21 protein-coding genes and 1 tRNA gene are annotated in these 16,134 nt (G+C 65.0%); 10 read left to right on the top strand and 12 right to left on the bottom strand.

The genetic code is table 11. From position 1 onward, the window contains the following. Positions 1 to 509: 509 nt before the first annotated feature. Both EYW47_RS05675 and EYW47_RS05670 read right to left on the bottom strand, forming a co-directional pair. Entirely contained in the window at positions 510 to 734 is a 225-nt protein-coding gene (locus EYW47_RS05675) for a hypothetical protein (protein WP_133193890.1), read from the bottom strand. Positions 735 to 915: 181 nt separating this feature from the next. Further along, positions 916 to 1,608, bottom strand: a complete 693-nt coding sequence (locus tag EYW47_RS05670; RefSeq protein WP_133193889.1) for an SOS response-associated peptidase — start codon at positions 1,606 to 1,608, stop codon at positions 916 to 918. A gap of 241 nt (positions 1,609 to 1,849) precedes the next feature. On the opposite strand from EYW47_RS05670, the gene EYW47_RS05665 reads away from it, so the two are divergent. After that, positions 1,850 to 2,290, top strand: a complete 441-nt coding sequence (locus EYW47_RS05665; RefSeq protein WP_133193888.1) for a DUF805 domain-containing protein — start codon at positions 1,850 to 1,852, stop codon at positions 2,288 to 2,290. A 53-nt stretch (positions 2,291 to 2,343) separates the two neighbouring features. On the opposite strand, the gene EYW47_RS05660 is transcribed toward EYW47_RS05665, so the two are convergent. From EYW47_RS05660 to ssuD, 5 genes are all read right to left on the bottom strand, one after another. After that, positions 2,344 to 2,592, bottom strand: a complete 249-nt coding sequence (locus EYW47_RS05660; RefSeq protein ID WP_133193887.1) for a DUF6566 family protein — start codon at positions 2,590 to 2,592, stop codon at positions 2,344 to 2,346. Between the two features lie 109 nt (positions 2,593 to 2,701). Further along, positions 2,702 to 2,917 carry a TOBE domain-containing protein gene (locus EYW47_RS05655; protein ID WP_028216757.1) on the bottom strand — a complete coding sequence of 72 codons (216 nt, stop codon included), beginning with the start codon at positions 2,915 to 2,917 and terminating at the stop codon, positions 2,702 to 2,704. Positions 2,918 to 2,977: 60 nt separating this feature from the next. Next, positions 2,978 to 3,970 (bottom strand): ATP-binding cassette domain-containing protein, encoded by a 993-nt coding sequence (locus EYW47_RS05650; RefSeq protein WP_133193886.1) that lies wholly within the window; start codon positions 3,968 to 3,970, stop codon positions 2,978 to 2,980. Next, a complete protein-coding gene (ssuC, locus tag EYW47_RS05645) occupies positions 3,967 to 4,824 on the bottom strand; it encodes an aliphatic sulfonate ABC transporter permease SsuC (protein WP_133193885.1) in 858 nt (285 codons plus the stop codon). Before ssuC ends, EYW47_RS05650 begins: the two co-directional genes overlap by 4 nt. Before the next feature lie 94 nt (positions 4,825 to 4,918). Next, positions 4,919 to 6,076, bottom strand: a complete 1,158-nt coding sequence (gene ssuD / locus EYW47_RS05640; protein ID WP_133193884.1) for an FMNH2-dependent alkanesulfonate monooxygenase — start codon at positions 6,074 to 6,076, stop codon at positions 4,919 to 4,921. A 364-nt stretch (positions 6,077 to 6,440) separates the two neighbouring features. Between ssuD and EYW47_RS05635 the strand changes: the two genes are divergently transcribed. Further along, positions 6,441 to 6,866, top strand: coding sequence for a hypothetical protein (locus EYW47_RS05635; RefSeq protein ID WP_133193883.1), 426 nt, complete (start codon positions 6,441 to 6,443; stop codon positions 6,864 to 6,866). A gap of 59 nt (positions 6,867 to 6,925) precedes the next feature. Here the strand turns inward: EYW47_RS05635 and EYW47_RS05630 are convergent, their stop codons facing one another. The 3 genes from EYW47_RS05630 to EYW47_RS05620 all read right to left on the bottom strand — a co-directional run bounded on the left by EYW47_RS05630 (position 6,926) and on the right by EYW47_RS05620 (position 9,313). Continuing rightward, a complete protein-coding gene (locus EYW47_RS05630; RefSeq protein ID WP_133193882.1) occupies positions 6,926 to 8,083 on the bottom strand; it encodes an enoyl-CoA hydratase/isomerase family protein in 1,158 nt (385 codons plus the stop codon). A gap of 115 nt (positions 8,084 to 8,198) precedes the next feature. Further along, positions 8,199 to 8,969: a TetR/AcrR family transcriptional regulator gene (locus tag EYW47_RS05625; RefSeq protein WP_133193881.1), complete on the bottom strand. Its 771-nt coding sequence runs from the start codon at positions 8,967 to 8,969 to the stop codon at positions 8,199 to 8,201. 59 nt (positions 8,970 to 9,028) lie between these two features. Continuing rightward, positions 9,029 to 9,313 (bottom strand): DUF1488 family protein, encoded by a 285-nt coding sequence (locus EYW47_RS05620; protein WP_133193880.1) that lies wholly within the window; start codon positions 9,311 to 9,313, stop codon positions 9,029 to 9,031. A gap of 247 nt (positions 9,314 to 9,560) precedes the next feature. Between EYW47_RS05620 and EYW47_RS05615 the strand changes: the two genes are divergently transcribed. Further along, complete coding sequence (locus EYW47_RS05615; RefSeq protein WP_133193879.1) at positions 9,561 to 9,773, top strand: hypothetical protein; 213 nt, start codon at positions 9,561 to 9,563, stop codon at positions 9,771 to 9,773. Positions 9,774 to 9,818: 45 nt separating this feature from the next. Here the strand turns inward: EYW47_RS05615 and EYW47_RS05610 are convergent, their stop codons facing one another. Continuing rightward, positions 9,819 to 10,157, bottom strand: a complete 339-nt coding sequence (locus EYW47_RS05610; RefSeq protein WP_133193878.1) for a DMT family transporter — start codon at positions 10,155 to 10,157, stop codon at positions 9,819 to 9,821. Between the two features lie 4 nt (positions 10,158 to 10,161). Next, a complete protein-coding gene (locus EYW47_RS05605; RefSeq protein WP_133193877.1) occupies positions 10,162 to 10,659 on the bottom strand; it encodes a heme-degrading domain-containing protein in 498 nt (165 codons plus the stop codon). 228 nt (positions 10,660 to 10,887) lie between these two features. On the opposite strand from EYW47_RS05605, the gene EYW47_RS05600 reads away from it, so the two are divergent. The 7 genes from EYW47_RS05600 (at position 10,888) to EYW47_RS05570 (ending at position 16,005) form a co-directional block, all read left to right on the top strand. Continuing rightward, positions 10,888 to 10,964: transfer RNA gene (locus EYW47_RS05600), tRNA-Met, on the top strand. Positions 10,965 to 11,093: 129 nt separating this feature from the next. After that, positions 11,094 to 11,375, top strand: coding sequence for a hypothetical protein (locus EYW47_RS05595; protein ID WP_133193876.1), 282 nt, complete (start codon positions 11,094 to 11,096; stop codon positions 11,373 to 11,375). A gap of 246 nt (positions 11,376 to 11,621) precedes the next feature. Beyond that, entirely contained in the window at positions 11,622 to 12,167 is a 546-nt protein-coding gene (locus EYW47_RS05590) for an NUDIX hydrolase (RefSeq protein ID WP_133193875.1), read from the top strand. 13 nt (positions 12,168 to 12,180) lie between these two features. Continuing rightward, entirely contained in the window at positions 12,181 to 12,945 is a 765-nt protein-coding gene (gene aat, locus EYW47_RS05585; protein WP_133193874.1) for a leucyl/phenylalanyl-tRNA--protein transferase, read from the top strand. Positions 12,946 to 13,127: 182 nt separating this feature from the next. Further along, positions 13,128 to 13,907, top strand: a complete 780-nt coding sequence (locus EYW47_RS05580) for an arginyltransferase (RefSeq protein ID WP_133193873.1) — start codon at positions 13,128 to 13,130, stop codon at positions 13,905 to 13,907. Between the two features lie 141 nt (positions 13,908 to 14,048). Next, positions 14,049 to 15,083 carry a quinone-dependent dihydroorotate dehydrogenase gene (locus EYW47_RS05575; protein WP_133193872.1) on the top strand — a complete coding sequence of 345 codons (1,035 nt, stop codon included), beginning with the start codon at positions 14,049 to 14,051 and terminating at the stop codon, positions 15,081 to 15,083. 124 nt (positions 15,084 to 15,207) lie between these two features. Continuing rightward, positions 15,208 to 16,005 (top strand): transporter substrate-binding domain-containing protein, encoded by a 798-nt coding sequence (locus tag EYW47_RS05570; RefSeq protein ID WP_133193871.1) that lies wholly within the window; start codon positions 15,208 to 15,210, stop codon positions 16,003 to 16,005. Positions 16,006 to 16,134: the final 129 nt, after the last annotated feature.

Genomic DNA, 16,134 nt, shown 5'->3' with positions numbered 1-16,134 from the left:
TTTGGTTCTCGGATGTGCGGCAGCAAACTTTAGATCTCGAATAATCAGACCCTATTTATAAGCTGCGCCCCCATAATTTTGGAAGATGCTTGAAGTGCGTCCCGTGGGTAAAGGCTTGTCGGATGGCTCATGTTCCAAAGTTCCGACGCAACTACTTGTTTACATTGATATTGCGACCAGGATTGTGATTCCTGTCGTCGTGGGTTCGAGTCCCATCAGCCACCCCAAAGAATTCCCCGGTAGTTCAAGCAGTTAGAGAAAGGCACTGTGATTTGCACAGTGCCTTTTTTGCATTCAAGCCCCAAGAAATTCTCGATCTGGGAATATGCCTGGCCGACGCGCGCTTGACGTATCTGCGTTGACCTCAGCGCCTCGACTTCGCACGACCAGGAGAAGGCCCGCCTGAATGGCGAGCCTTCTGTTCAAAAATTCGCTGTCTTGCGCGTCGCCACGCATTTCGCGAGGCCCAGCTACCGGGCCAGCCGGAGCAACTCAGACAAGCGACCCCGCTACAACTGAGCGGTTGAGGTAACCGGTCCCGTGGAACCCTTCAATGCGTCGTAGAGCTCCGCTATCGGCAAATCACCAATCTCGCTTCGGATGTACGTGGTAAATGCGCGGTCGTAGAGTGCGCGCCCCTCTGCGGTTCCAATCGTCATATCGAAGCCCTCCAGTACCAACTCGGCGACTTCATCGGCCTCGATAAGAACGTGCTCAGCCTTTTTCCTGTCCATGTTCGCTCCTTACTGCAGCATGACCATGAATTTTAGGGCATTCGCGTGGGTGTTGAAGAAAAAGTAAGCGCGCTCCCAGCTGCCGTCGAAATCTTCCGGACCAGACCGGTGCATTCTCCAGTACTCCAGAGCAATCAATAACGACTCGACTCCCTCGGGCAAGCACGGGTGATCAGCATACTCATTGCGTCCCCGTGCTGCCCCCACGGCCCCCAGCATTCTGCGCAACCGGATCCGCCACTGCCGCCATCAACTCAGCCGGGCAGAGCGAAAAGAACGAGCGCGCTTCATCGGTCGATTGGCACGCCAGCCAATTTTCATACTCCGACGGCGGTACGATTACGACCGATCTCTTTTCATCGCCCGGTTTGTGGAAGCGACTCATCAACGGATGCTGCGCGGCATCGATCGTGATCATCGTGAACGAAACGGCGAGCGTCATGACTTCCGGCCCGCTGCCCTCGCCCCCGATCTCCCACTCACGCCATAAGCCGGCAATGGCTAAGGGCTCGCCCGATGCCATGCCGATCCGCCAGCGCACCGCCTTCCCTGTTTCGTAACACGGTTCGTAGAATGCCTCACACGGGACCAGGCACAACTGGAGCCGCTTCCACGCGCCGCTGAACGAACGCTTCGCTCCCACTGTTTCAGAGCGCGCGTTCATCGTGTCGAACGCCCTCACGCCCGCTGGAATACGCTTGCGCGGCACCATGCCGAATGTCGCAAGATCCGCGCGCCGGTCGCCATCGACACGGCGGATGATTGGCGCCGGGTAGTCCTTATAGATTTCGTCGCGCCACGGGCTATCCGGCGGCTCGACACCGAAATGCCGAAAGAGGCGATCGCGGCGTGCAGCCGCGTAGTTCGTGCACATGGCCGGCTCCTGTCAGGAAAATCCATCTTAGCCGCGCGACGTCCCCGATGCACACAAATGAAAGGCAATCGGCGGCAGCATTCACGCCACCTCTCGGCCAATCGCTCTGCGCATAGCCACACTATTTGCCCGCTGTACCAAACCAGACACGCGGATATATTCGTATTGAATAATCCACAGGATGCCAAATCAATAAACTCGATAATATCGCTGACGCGCCGCTTTCACCCCACCAGCCCCCTTGCGTAAAATCCCTTCCCGCAACGCAATAATCCCTAAACCTCGCTCGACGACGGAAAAATCGATAACCATGGAAAAATGGCTCGAACGACGCTTCACGCTGGCCGGCCGCGCCACGCGCCGCGAATATGCCTTCACGATGGCAGTGTTTCTTTTCTTCATTGTCGCGTTCGACGCTTTCATGCCCGAAGGCGGGCTCGGCGATACACTCCCGGCCGCGATCCTCGGCATCGTGATTGTCTGTGTGGCGTTCTGGATTCCCATTGCCGCAATGGTGCGCCGGCTGCACGATATCGGCGTGAGCGGCTGGTGGTGGTGGCTGATGGCGCTTATGCCGCTTGGTCAACTCGGCATGGTGCTGCTGCTATTCATTGGCCCCGATAAATTCAACCAGACGCGCCATTATCCGGACCCGCGTAAAAGCGGTGCGAATCTCGCCTGATTTTCTCGTGACTCAATACCTGCGACGCCATCGCCCGACCTGCCGATAACCCCTCAATGCGATTGCGCGGCGCCGCTGTCAATCCACGCGCGGGCCGCCTCGAAGCCCGCCTCGGCGGCGCCGTGCTCGGTCGGCCAGAGGCGGTCGATATGGACCAGTTGCCAGTCCGCTATCACGGCGCCGGCCTTGAGCACGCGAAAGTGCGCCTTCACGCCCGTGAGCACCTGTTCGACCGCGACCTCGATGTCGTAGTCCTTGTAGCGCTCTTCGTAGTCGCCCATGTCGATGCCTTTCGGCTCCATGATCGTCTCTCCGTCGTGGCTTGCCGGTCCATGCTAGCACTTCCACGCCGTGTGCCGGGGGCCGGACGCCGCCCCGCACACGAAACCGCCCATGGCCGCTCGCGACCGCTCACAAGCGCGCGATCGACACCTCCGTCGACTTCACGAGCGCGACGACTTCCGAGCCAACTTTCAGTTCGAGTTCGTCGATCGAGCGCGTCGTGATAACCGACGTGACCACGCCAAACGGCGTGTCGACGTCGACTTCCGATACCACCGGCCCGCGGATGATCTCCCTGACCTTGCCGCGGAACTGGTTGCGCACGTTGATGGCGGAAATGCTCATTGAATTAGCTCCCAATATGAATAAACGAAAATCACGCAATACAAGGGGTTCGCAAGGCGTTCAGAGCGCCCAGCGCACATCGGCGGGACGCAGCCCGTAAGGCGTCTCTTGCGCGTGCGGCGCATGCGCGGTCGCGGGCGTCTCGCTGCCCAGCACCCGCTGCAGCACGCGCTCTTCGAGCGCGGCAAAGCGTGCGTCGGCGCGGGCGCGCGGGCGCGCTAGAGGCACGCGCTGGTCGAGCGCGATGCGGCCCTGCTCCACCAGCAGGATGCGCTCGCCCAGCGCGACGGCCTCGTGCACGTCATGGGTGACCAGCAGCGCGGTAAAACGATGCTCGCGCCAGAGCCGCTCGATCAGTGCATGCATTTCGATGCGAGTGAGCGCGTCGAGCGCACCGAGCGGCTCGTCGAGCAGCAACAGGCTCGGCCGGTGCACCAGCGCCCGCGCGAGCGCCACGCGCTGGCGCTGGCCGCCCGAGAGCCGGGCGGGCCACTCGTCGGCCCGCGCGAGCAGCCCCACTTCGTCGAGCACGGCGCGCGCGTCCTCGCGTGCGCCGCGACCCAGCCCCAGCATCACGTTCTGGAGCACCGTCTTCCAGGGCAGGAGCCGAGCGTCCTGAAACATCATGCGCGTCTCGAGCGGCGCCCCGTGCTCGTCGCGCCGCGCCAGCTCGCCGGCATCGGGCGCTTCGAGTCCGGCAACGAGACGCAGCAGCGTGGATTTCCCGCAGCCGCTGCGCCCCACGATCGCCACGAAGCTGCCGCGTTCGATCGAGAGGTCGAAGCCGTCGAGCACGACACGCTCGCCGTAACGCTTGCCCACGCCGCGCAACTCGACAGCCGGGTCGCGCGCGCGCGCGCCGCTGCGCGCCGTCGCCGTTGTTACCTTTGCCGCCGCGCCTCGCCCGTCATGGCGGGCATGAGCGCGCCGCGTGCCGCGCGGCTCGGCGGCTTCATGCGCCTCGCGTTCCTGAATCCGCGGCAATTCGACCTCGGCTTCGAGATCGCGGCCCGCCACGCCGCCGAAGTGGGCTGCCAACGTGCTTGCGTTCATGCATCGCTCCCTTGTTGATACGCGGGGTGCCAGCGCAACGCGGCGCGCTCGAGCCCCTTGGCGAGCCAGTCGGCGAGCTTGCCGAGCGCGGCGTAGAGCAGAATGCCGACCACCACCACATCGGTCTGAAGAAACTCGCGCGCGTTCATCGTCATATAGCCGATGCCCGACTGCGCGGAGATCGTTTCCGCGACGATCAGCGTCACCCACATCAGCCCGAGCGCGAAGCGCACGCCCACGAGGATCGACGGCAGCGCGCCCGGCAGGATCACTTCGCGATAGAGCGCAAAGCCCTTGAGCCCATAGCTGCGCGCCATCTCGATGAGGTTCGTGTCCACCGAGCGGATGCCGTGAAACGTATTCACATACACCGGGAAAAACACGCCGAGCGCGACGAGAAACACCTTCGCCTCCTCCTCGATGCCAAACCAGAGGATCACGAGCGGAATCATCGCGAGCGCGGGAATGTTGCGGATCATCTGGATAGTCGAGTCGAGCGCGGTCTCGACAGGCTTGAACAGGCCCGTGGCAAGCCCGAGCGCGAGGCCGATGCCGCCACCGATCGCGAAACCCGAAATCGCCCGCCACGTGCTCACGCGCACGTCCTGCAGCATCTCGCCCGACTCGATGAGCGACCACGCGGCCTTCACGACCGCGAGCGGCTCGGGCAGCACGCGCGTGGAAAGCACGCCGCTTCGAGCGGCCAGCTCCCACGCGGCCAGGATCGCGAGCGGCACGAGCCAGGGCGCGATGTGCAGGAAGGCCTTGCGTCCATAGAAAGCGAATGGCCTGCCGCTACGCGGGGCGATGCCCGTGCCGGCAGCGCCGGCGGCAGTCACAGCGGATTGAGTCATCGGTGTGTTCTCCTCACCACCTTGTGCCGTGCGAGCGCCTGCGCATTCGTGTGCGCTCGCGCTCGCTGGCCGGTTGAATCCGATTGATTGCGTGTCAGCTCTGGCTCACCTTCGGCAGATACTGATTGCCGACCACTTCGCCGAATGGCCCGGAGACCGGGCCGCCAGCCGTCTTCGCCTGGCGCCCCGGCAGCAGCGGGAACACCAGCTCGGCGAAACGGTAGGATTCCTCAAGATGAGGGTAACCAGAAAGAATGAAGGTCTCGATACCGAGCTGCGCGTACTCCTTCATGCGCTCGGCAACCTGCTGCGGATTGCCGACGAGCGCCGTGCCCGCGCCGCCGCGCACGAGGCCCACGCCCGCCCACACGTTCGGGTACACCTCCAGCTCCTTGCGCGTGCCGCGCTTGCCGCCGTGCAGCGCGGCCATGCGGCGCTGGCCTTCCGAATCCATCTTGTTGAACGCGGCCTGCGCACGCGTGATGGTGTCGTCGTCAAGACGGCTGATGAGGCGCTCGGCCGCGGCCCACGCTTCCTCCTCGGTCTCGCGCACGATCACATGCATGCGAATGCCGAAGCGGATCTTGCGGCCGTGCCGCTCAGCACGCGCGCGGATATCGGCGATCTTCTTTGCTACGGCCTCAGGAGGCTCGCCCCACGTCAGATAGGTATCGATGTGCGCGCCCGCCATGTCGTGCGCCGCCGGCGACGAGCCGCCGAACCACAGCGGCGGGTGCGGCTCCTGCACCGGCGGATAGAGGGCCTTGCCGCCCTTCGAGCTCAAATGCTTGCCCTCGAAATCGATCGCCTCGTTCGTGTGCGACGCGGCGAGCAGCTTGCGCCAGATATGCAGGAACTCGTCGGTGATTTCGTAGCGCGTATCGTGGTCGACGAATACGCCGTCGCCTTCGAGCTCGGCGGCGTCGCCACCCGTCACGACGTTGATGAGCAGGCGCCCGTTCGAAAGGCGGTCGAAAGTCGCGGCCATGCGTGCCGACAGTCCCGGCGACGAGAGGCCCGGACGAATCGCGACGAGGAACTTCAGGCGCCGCGTCGCGGCGATCAGGCTCGATGCCACGACCCATGCGTCTTCGCACGAACGGCCCGTCGGCAGCAGGACGCCTTCGTAACCGAGCGTATCGGCCGCGACGGCCACCTGCTGGAAGTACGCGAGGTCAGCAGCGCGCGCGCCTTCGGCCGTACCCAGATAGCGGCTGTCACCATGGGTCGGGATGAACCAGAACACATTCATGTGTTGCTCCTGCTTTTGGTCGAGACGTGAGACGAATAATTCGGGACGCGGCGCCGGCAAGATGCGACGCACAGGACATCGCGCATGCGATTACAAGGACCGGGAGAGCGGCAGGGCCGGCGCCATGACGGCGGCGCCGTCTTCATGGGGATTCAGTCTAGGGATGGCACCAAGCGTTTAGAACGATTTTTTTTAGCTTAGGTTTTCCACTTTCGTGCTTTACGCGACGCTTTAGCATACGCAGGTGCAATCACAGGCGCGGCGCGCCGATATAATGGCGCACACATCGACAATAATCCGGCCGGCCGCGCTTTCACGCCTTTTCAGGCATGCGCGCTCCGCGCCACGCAACCCTCGCGCCCCCATGCAAAAACTGATTTTGCCGTTCGTCTCCGGCTTTCTGGCCTCGCTGTTCTTTCGCGAGGCCACGCTCGCGCTCCTTCACGCAGCGCAGGTCATCGACGCCGCCGGCTTCTCCACCGAGCCGTTCGCGCCGATCGGCCTGCCCGAATTCCTCGTCAACGCGATCTGGAGCGCCTTATGGGCCATCCCGATGACGTGGCTGCTGCGCATCTCGCCGTCGCGCCCCGCGCCGTGGGTGCAGGCGTTCGTGTTCGGCGGCATCGTGCTCACGGCCGCCATGCTGTTCGTGATCGATCCGCTGCGCGGCATCTGGCCGAGCGGCAACATGCTGCCGCGCGTGGCCATGGGCTTCGCTTCGAATGCGGTCTGGGGCTGGGGCGCACTCGTGTTCATGCGCGCCTTCATGAGCGAAACCGAAGAAGACTGAGCCGGCCCGCATGCGCGGCGCAAGGTGCGCGCCGCGCGAAGCCTCACGAGGCCGCGAAGCTAGTCCGGCAACGCCCGCAGCGGATGGTCCGCCGCGTCCCACGGGCTCTTGAACATCGCCTCGACGTCGGCGGGCGACACATCCTCGACACACGCGAAGCGCCAGTGCGGATCATTGTCCTTGTCGATGATGCGCGCGCGTATGCCTTCCATCACGTCGCCCCCGGCAAAGCTCGAGCGCGTGAGATCGAGATCGCGGCGCAGCACGCTGGCCATCGAGCCTTCCGCAAGCGACACGCCCTCGAGCGCGACCGCCATCGACAACGGCGAGCGCTCGCGCAACACCCCCACGATCTGCTCGGCCCAATCGCGTTGCGCATCCGCGGCGTCGCGCTCCACGCTCTCCAGCGACGCAACAATCGCCGCCACCGAGTGCCGCGAAAAGTGCAGATCGATCCATGCGCGCGCAACGGCCAGCGCGGAGCGTGCCGTGCCGCGCTGCACCTCGTCGCTTGCGGCAGCCGCGTGGCGAAGCCGCTCGACGACCTCCGCGCCCGAAGCAAACGACTCGCTCCTCAATGCGTCGAGCAACGCGGGCCACGCGGACTCGTCGATGAAGACATCGGCGAGTCCTGTGTATAGCGCGCTATACGCATCGATCGTGTCTCCGGTCACGGCGAGATAGCGCCCGAGCGCACCCGGCGTGCGCGCGAGGAACCAGCCCATGCCGACATCGGGAAAAAAACCGATACGCGTCTCGGGCATCGCCATGCGCGTCGAGCTGCTCACCACGCGCAGGCCACCTGTGCGATGCGCGCCCTGCGAAATCCCCATGCCGCCACCCATCACGACGCCACCCAGCAGCCCGATATAGGGCTTCGGATAACTGAAGATCGCGTGGTTCAGGCGGTACTCCTCGGTAAAGAACGTATCGATTGCCGCCTGATCACCGGCGCGGTACGACTCATGGAGAAAGCGGATGTCACCACCCGCGCAAAACGCACGCGGATGACACGTGTGCACGATCACGGCGAGCACTTCGGGATCGTCGCGCCAGTCGTCGAGCGCGGCCTGCATCTCGCGGATCATCGCCGTGGACAGCGCATTGAGCGCCTGCGGGCGATCGAGCTCGATGAAGCCGATGCGGTTCTCGACCTGCGTGAGCACGTGCTGCCCGGCATCGGCGGCAAAGGCGCTTGCGGTGGCTTCCTGTGACATGGCAATCGATCGGGATGAAAGCACTATGAAAAGGGGCATCCGGCGCCAGTGCGCGCCATGCTCGCACAACGACACGCAACTCGCACAACGACACGCAGCGCGCCCAACGAGGCTATCACGACGAGCCCTCCTGCGTTTGCTTTGCCACACGCGCCGGCGGCGATGTGTCGTGCCGCGCTTGCGCACTCCCGTGCGCAGACACGGGCTCGGCCAGCCAGCCGTCGAGCGCCGCGTCGACGATCGGCACCAGCGACGCCTCACCGGCAAACTCCGGCCCAATCAACGAAAAAGCCACCACGCCATGCAGCATCGCCCATAGCGCGCGTGCGAGCAGAGCGGATTCGCCAGGTGCGCCTTGACGCAACTGCCCCGCCGCTGCGAGCGCTTCGAGCGCATCGGCGAACAGATCCGCGACGCGAGCGGCCTCCTCGCATGACAACGCATCGTCCTGTTGCGCTGGCGCCGGAGATGCGGCGGTTTCCGGCGTTGCCGCACGCCCCACAGCTTGCGGCGCTGAACGGCCGCCCTCACCCGCCTCCACGTACATGAGCCGGTACGCCTGCCGATGCGCGCGTGCGAATGCAACATAGCCATGCGCAAGCGCATGAAGCCGCTCTCGTGGCTCGCCGATCGTCCCCAGCGGCTCGAGGTGCGCAAGCAATTGCGCAAAACCCTCGCGTCCGAGCGCGCGGGCGATCGCGTCGCGGCTTTCGAAATACGAATAGAGCGACGCGGGCGAATAGCCAATCGCCTCGGCAAGCTTACGCATCGAAAGCGCACGAAGCCCGTCTCGCGTCACGATGCGGCGCGCGGCATCGAGGATGCGTGCGCGAAGTGCCACGCGAAGCGCGGCGGCGCTACGGTCATTGGGCTCGGTGGGGCTCATGGGCGCGATTCTCGAACCGGCGTGGCGAAAAGTCGAGGCGCCGGGCGCGCGCAGCGTCGTCAGGAAAGCTGGGTGCCCGGCGGGAAATGGCCGCTTTTGAGGAGGACGGGGGTGCCGTTGCTGAGCTCGAGATGCGCGCGCGCCACGGCTTCGATGCGCGTGCGCCCCGCGTCGAACGCCTGCATCCACGCCTCGCGTTCCGCGCGCAGCGCGCCGAAATGATCTTCGAGCGCCTCGACGGAGATCGCGCAGGGCACGCGCGCGCCGTCCACCAGCGCGGGAAACACGACCGTGAGATTCGAATCGTGCCAGGACGGCGCCTCGGAAGGGAAATGAATATTCATATCCAGCCCCGTTTGAAAATCCGCAGATGAAAACCCGCGCCGGCGGACGGCGGGATCGCGATCCATGTTACCCGCTGCGCTTCCGGAATGGGCCGATGCTTGGCATCGGAGAACACGTGACGGGTGGACGGGTGGACGGATGGGCACGGGAACTGCAACACTGACGCCTGAGCGGCGCGAGTCGACTACGCGCCACATGCCCCTTTCATATTTGCAAGCCCGCATTGCGTGGGACCACGAGAGAACAATGGCATCGAACCTGACAGGCCAATACTTCGAAGCAAACCGCGAAATTCCGGAGCCGCAGGCCGCGACCCTCTGGTTCACCTATGCGCAGGAAAACGGCATCGACGTCGCGCGCGCGATCAGCCTGTGGGAAGACGCGGCCACGCCCGAAGGCGGACGAAGCCGCGACACCATTGCGGGCTGCGGCATCCGCATCGTGCCGCCCGAGCGCTGAATCAGGGACCGCTGCGGCCTCGAGCGGACGGCATCGGCGAGTACCTCAGTGCGCCTGCATCTTCGAAAACAGATTCAGGACGATCACGCCCGCCACGATGAGCCCGAGACCGAGCACGGCGGGCAGATCGGGCATCTGCTTGTAGAGCACCATCGCGACGAGCGTGATGAGCACGATGCCCACGCCGGACCACACGGCATAGACGACGCCCACGGGCAGATTCTTGAGCGTGAGCGAAAGGCAGTAGAACGCGACGCCGTAACCGGCGACGACCACCGCCGAAGGCACGAGCCGCGAGAAGCCGTCCGAGGCGCGCAGCGCGGAGGTGGCAATGACTTCCGCGACGATGGCGATGGTGAGGAAGAGCCAGGCAGACGTACGCATCGTGTCAGGCCTTTGCGAGCGCAAGCTGGCTGTAGTCGGCGTCGAGATGGGCGCACAGCGCTTCGACCACGAGTTCGTGATCGCGGCGTTGCGGCAGACCCGAGACGGTGACCGAGCCGATCACGCCCGCGCTCGCGACGGTCAGCGGAAATGCACCGCCATGCGTGGCGAAATCGGCGACGGGCAGGCCATTTTTCTCGGCGAGCGTGGCGCCCGACTGCTGCACGCGCAAGCCGATCGCGTACGAACTGCGGCGAAAGTGCTCGACCACGCGCGACTTGCGGCGCGCCCACTCGACGTTCTCGGGCGTGGTGCCGGCGAGCGCGCAAAAGAACAGCGGCTGGCCGAACGTGCGCACGTCGATGACGATCGCGTGCGAGCGCGCGACGGCCAGCTCGCGCAGCAGGGTGCCGAGTTGCCAGGCGCGATCGGCGTCGAAACGGGGGAACACCAGCGCACTTTCTTGCGCGGCTATCGTTTGCAGATCGAGGGCGATGTCCATGGAGGGTTGATGAGGCAGAGTCAGGGGCAAGGAAGAAAAACGACCCGGCGGCGCGCGATGCCCGCCGCGGCAACCGAGCCCCGATTCTAGCCTGGCGCCCCGTGCGGACGCCCCGCAGGCAGCCTTGCCGGAGCACTGCGCAACGCTTGTGCAATCGGCCAGAAGGCTATTCGTAAATTCCTGTTGCGCTGCCGCAGGATTTACCCTATAATCTTTTTCTCTGACGGACGCGGGGTGGAGCAGTCTGGCAGCTCGTCGGGCTCATAACCCGAAGGTCGCAGGTTCAAATCCTGCCCCCGCAACCAAAGCTCAGGGCTGTTTCTGGGCGAAAGCCGTAAAAATCCGTCGTACCAATGAACCCGCCTTCGAGCGGGTTTTTTGTTGTCCGGAGAAATTCGATTCGAGCAGGCGTTCATATTTTTGGGGGCTTTTCCATGAAGAAATACGCACTCGCACCGTTGGCGCTCGCCGCCGTAGCCATCAGCCTCACCAGCGTCGCACACGCGACCGATGTCAATGTCGGCATCAACGTGGGTACCCCTGTCATAGTCGCGCCGCCCCCGCCGCCCGCCGCCATCGTCATCGCGCCGGGTTGGCACGGCGACCGGTATTGGGACGGTCGTCGCTACTGGGACCGCGACGACTGGGAAAGGCACCACCATCACGACAAGGGCTGGCACTGCCCGCCCGGACACGCCAAAAAAGGCGAGTGCTGATCAGGCTCAGCACCCGGAGTCGCAGGTTCAAATCCTGCCCCCGCAACCAGGCATCCAGAGTCAGCGCAATCAAGGGTTACAACGCATCGGTGTGTAACCCTTTTTTGTTTTCCGGCGTCGGCGAATCTTGCGGCGTACAGCGCGGTGAACGGCGGGCACACCGTCCCTATACCGGGGATTTGTGCCGGTTCACGTCACCCTGCCCTGCGGTGATACACTCGCATCACCCATCCCCCTATCGTGCCCATGAAATTCTGCTCGACTTGCGGTCAGGCGGTCAGCCTGCTCGTCCCGCCCGGCGACAATCGCGAACGCTACGTCTGCTCGCACTGCGGCACCATCCACTACCAGAATCCGCGCAACGTGGTCGGCACCGTTCCCGTTTGGGAAGACAAGGTGCTGCTGTGCCGCCGCGCGATCGAGCCGCGCTACGGCTACTGGACGCTGCCTGCGGGCTTCATGGAGATGGGCGAGACGACTTCGGAGGCCGCCGCGCGCGAGACGCTCGAGGAAGCCGGCGCGCGCGTCGAGGTGCAAAACCTCTTTTCGCTGCTGAACGTGCCACGCGTGCATCAGGTGCATCTGTTCTATCTCGCGCGTCTGCTCGACCTCGATATCGAAGCCGGCGAAGAGAGCCTCGAAGTGCGCCTGTTCGAGGAGCACGAAATTCCGTGGGACGACATCGCGTTCCCCACCGTCGGCCAAACCCTGCGCTGCTTCTTCGCCGACCGCCAGTCGGGTAGCTACGGCCTGCACACGGGCGACGTGCTGCGCTCCCTGCGCGACGGCTGATCCGCTTCCGGCGATGGTGCCCTGGCTTTCGCCCGACGCCCCGTTCCCGCCCGTCGAGCGCGCCCTTGGCGCGTCGAGCGGCGCGCCGGGCCTGCTTGCCGCAAGCGCCGACCTGCTGCCCTCGCGCCTCGTCGACGCCTATCGGCACGGCATTTTTCCGTGGTATTCGGACGGCCAGCCCGTGCTCTGGTGGAGTCCCGATCCGCGCATGATCCTGCGTCCCGACGAGTTCAAGGTCTCGCCCTCGCTCAGGAAGACGCTCAAGCGCGTATTGCGCGACCCCGCCTGGGAAATCCGCGTCGACACCGATTTCGCCGCCGTGATGCGCGCCTGCGCAAACGCGCCGCGCCACGGCCAGCGCGGCACCTGGATCACCGCCGACGTGATCGACGCCTATTCGACCCTGCATCGCATCGGCGACGCGCACAGCATCGAAACCTGGCTCGACGGCCAGCGCGTGGGCGGTCTCTACGGCGTCTCGATCGGCAAGATGTTTTTTGGCGAGTCGATGTTCGCCTCCGTCACCGACGCCTCGAAAATCGCGCTCGCCGCGCTCGTCGCGCATCTGCGCCGCAACGGCGTCGAGCTGATCGACTGCCAGCAGAACACCGCGCATCTGGCCTCGCTCGGCGGACGCGAGATCGCGCGCAAGGCGTTCATCGCGCATGTGCGCGCGACGGTAGGCGCGCATGCGATCGGCTGGCGCTTCGACAAGCAGGTGCTCGCCGACTGGATCGGCCAGAGCCACGCCGACAACAGCCCCGTCACGACGCTTTGAGCCGCCCCCGCGCTAATTTGTGACCCCTGCAGCGCCCACTGCGGCACCCGCTGGGCGGCGCGCAATTCGGTGGATACACGCCTGGCGTCGATGTTAGTATGCAAGGAGAAAACGTCGCATCCGCCAAATCCACCATGGGCGGCGCTGCGCGACGATCCGAACTGCCTGCGAGAGCTGCCAACGTGACGCATCCAAACGAGCTGCCGCTTTCACCGCTTTCCGCGCTGCAATTCTATGCAACGGCGCCCTATCCCTGCAGCTATCTGGAGGGGCGCATCGCGCGCTCGCAAGTGGCGACGCCCAGCCATCTCATCAACTCCGACGTCTACACCGATCTCGTGAAGGCGGGCTTCCGCCGCTCGGGCGTGTTCACCTACCGCCCCTACTGCGACGGCTGCCGCGCCTGCGTGCCGGTGCGCGTGCCGGTCGAGCGCTTCACGCCGAACCGCACCCAGCGCCGCGCCTGGAAGCACCACGGCGCGCTCCTGGCGACGGTCGCGCCGCTCCATTACGACGAGGCGCATTACGCGCTCTATATGCGCTACCAGTCGGCGCGGCACGCGGGCGGCGGCATGGACCGCGACAGCCGCGACCAGTACGAGCAGTTCCTGCTGCAAAGCCGGATCAATTCGCGTCTCGTGGAATTTCGCGAGCCGGATCCGCAGCGCCCCGACGAGCCGGGCACGCTGCGCATGGTGAGCATGATCGACATCCTCGGCGACGGGCTCTCCTCGGTCTACACCTTCTTCGAACCCGACACGCCGCACACGAGCTACGGCACCTACAACATCCTCTGGCAGATCGAGCAGGCGCGCAGTCTGCAACTGCCTTACGTCTATCTCGGCTACTGGATTCGCGAAAGCCCGAAAATGGCCTACAAGGCGCGCTTTCAACCGCTCGAAGGCCTGTTCGACGGCGTCTGGCGTGCCCTCGGCCCCGCCGCCGCCGACTCCGAAAGCTAGTCCGGCGCACCTCTCGCCGCAGCCCCACGAGCTGAGTCACGGCAGCCTTCCCATGCGCGCACACCTGGCGCCCCGCCTGTGTCGCGAACTTTGTCGCTAAAATAGCGGGTTCTCATTTTCCGGCGCCCGCGCCTTTCTCCCGTGTTCAGTACCCTTTATCCGCTCGTCCGCGACCGGCTCTTTCGCATGGACGCCGAAGACGCCCACCACCTCTCCCTGCGCATGATCGGCGCCGCGGGCCGCACGGGCATGGCGGGCCTCCTCGCGCCGCGCGTGCCCGACTCGCCGCGCACCGTCATGGGCCTCACGTTCCGCAATCCGGTGGGCCTCGCCGCGGGTCTGGACAAGGAAGGCGCCGCCATCGACGGATTTGCCGCACTGGGCTTCGGCTTCATCGAAGTGGGCACGGTCACGCCGCGTCCGCAGCCGGGCAACCCGCGGCCGCGCATTTTCCGCCTGCCCGAGGCCGGCGGCATCATCAACCGGATGGGGTTCAACAACCAGGGCGTCGAGCAGTTCGTGAAGAACGTGCAGGCCGCGCGCTACCGCGGCATCCTCGGCCTGAACATCGGCAAGAACGCCGACACGCCGATCGAGCGCGCCGCCGACGACTACCTGTTCTGTCTCGAGCGCGTCTATCCGTTCGCGAGCTACGTGACGATCAACATCTCCTCGCCGAACACGAAGAACTTGCGCCAGTTGCAAGGCGGGGGCGAGCTCGACGCCCTGCTCGCCGCGCTCAAGGACAAGCAGCAGCGTCTGGCAGACCTGCACGGCAAGCTCGTGCCGCTCGCGCTGAAGATCGCGCCGGATCTCGACGACGAGCAGGTCAAGGAGATCGCCGACACGCTCCTGCGCCACAAGATCGAAGGCGTGATCGCGACCAATACGACGCTCTCGCGCGCCGCGGTCGAGGGTCTGCCCAACGCGAACGAAACTGGCGGCCTCTCGGGCCGCCCGGTGTTCGATGCCTCGAACGAGGTGATCCGCAAGCTGCGCGCCGAACTCGGCGAGCAGGTGCCGATCATCGGCGTGGGCGGCATCTTCTCGGGCGAAGACGCGCGCGCGAAGATCGCCGCGGGCGCCTCGCTCGTGCAGCTCTACACCGGCTTCATCTACCGCGGCCCCGCGCTCGTTGCAGAATGTGCGCGGGCGCTGGCTTCGGGCCGCGCGTGAAGCTATAGTTTCAGGCCATGTGCGGCGCATCGCAGACGCCGCCGGCCCTGTTGCAGGCACGCTCTGGAACCCCCAGGGGCATCCCGGGCTTGCCGCAAAACCGCAGCAAAACAAGAGGAAAACAATGAAAGTCGCCTTGCTGAAAAAACTCCTTGCGCTCGCACTCGTGGGCGCATCGTTCGTTGCAGCGAGCGCCCACGCCGAAGACCTGCTCGACCAGGCGAAGGCGCGCGGCACGCTGCGCATCGGTCTCGAAGGCACGTTCCCGCCGTTCAACTCGAAGGCGCCCAACGGCGATCTGGTGGGCTACGACGTCGACATCGCGAAGGCCGTGGCGGCGAAGATGGGCCTGAAGCCCGAATTCGTCACGACCGAATGGAGCGGCATCATCGCCGGTCTGCAGGCGGGCAAGTTCGACGTGATCGTCAACCAGGTGGGCGTCACCGACCAGCGCAAGGCCGTGCTCGACTTCTCGCCGGCTTACACGTACTCGGCCGCGCAGCTCATCCAGCGCAAGGACGACACGCGCCAGTTCAAGTCGCTCGACGAACTGAAGGGCAAGAAGCTCGGCGTGGGTCTGGGCACCAACTACATGGACATGGCCAAGTCGGTGCCGGGCATCGACGTGAAGACCTATCCCGGTGCGCCCGAATACCTGCGCGACCTCGCGGCCGGGCGTCTGGACGCGGCGCTCAACGACCGCCTGATGCTCGCCTACCTGCTGAAGAACTCGCAGCTGCCGCTGCGTACGGGCTCGATCGTCGGCGACGGCAACCCGTCGGCCATTCCGTTCAAGAAGGGTAATCCGAAGTTCGCCAAGGCCATCGACGACGCCATGACGCAACTCGAAGCCGACGGCACCTTCACGAAGATCTCGGACAAGTGGTTCGGCATCGACGTGACCAAGCCGATCACGAAGTAACGATGCAACTCACGCTGGCCACTCCCGTGCAGTTCGCGCTGGCGCATCTCGCGCTGGCGCATCTCGCGCTGGCGCATCTCGCGCTGGCGCATCTCGCGCAGCGCATCAGGGCGGCCACGTGACATAACA

Origin of the sequence: Paraburkholderia silviterrae (genome assembly GCF_004353915.1) — a bacterium.
Classification (GTDB): domain Bacteria; phylum Pseudomonadota; class Gammaproteobacteria; order Burkholderiales; family Burkholderiaceae; genus Paraburkholderia; species Paraburkholderia silviterrae.
Note: the sequence above shows the minus strand (reverse complement) of the source record. Positions and strands in the feature narration are given on the sequence as shown.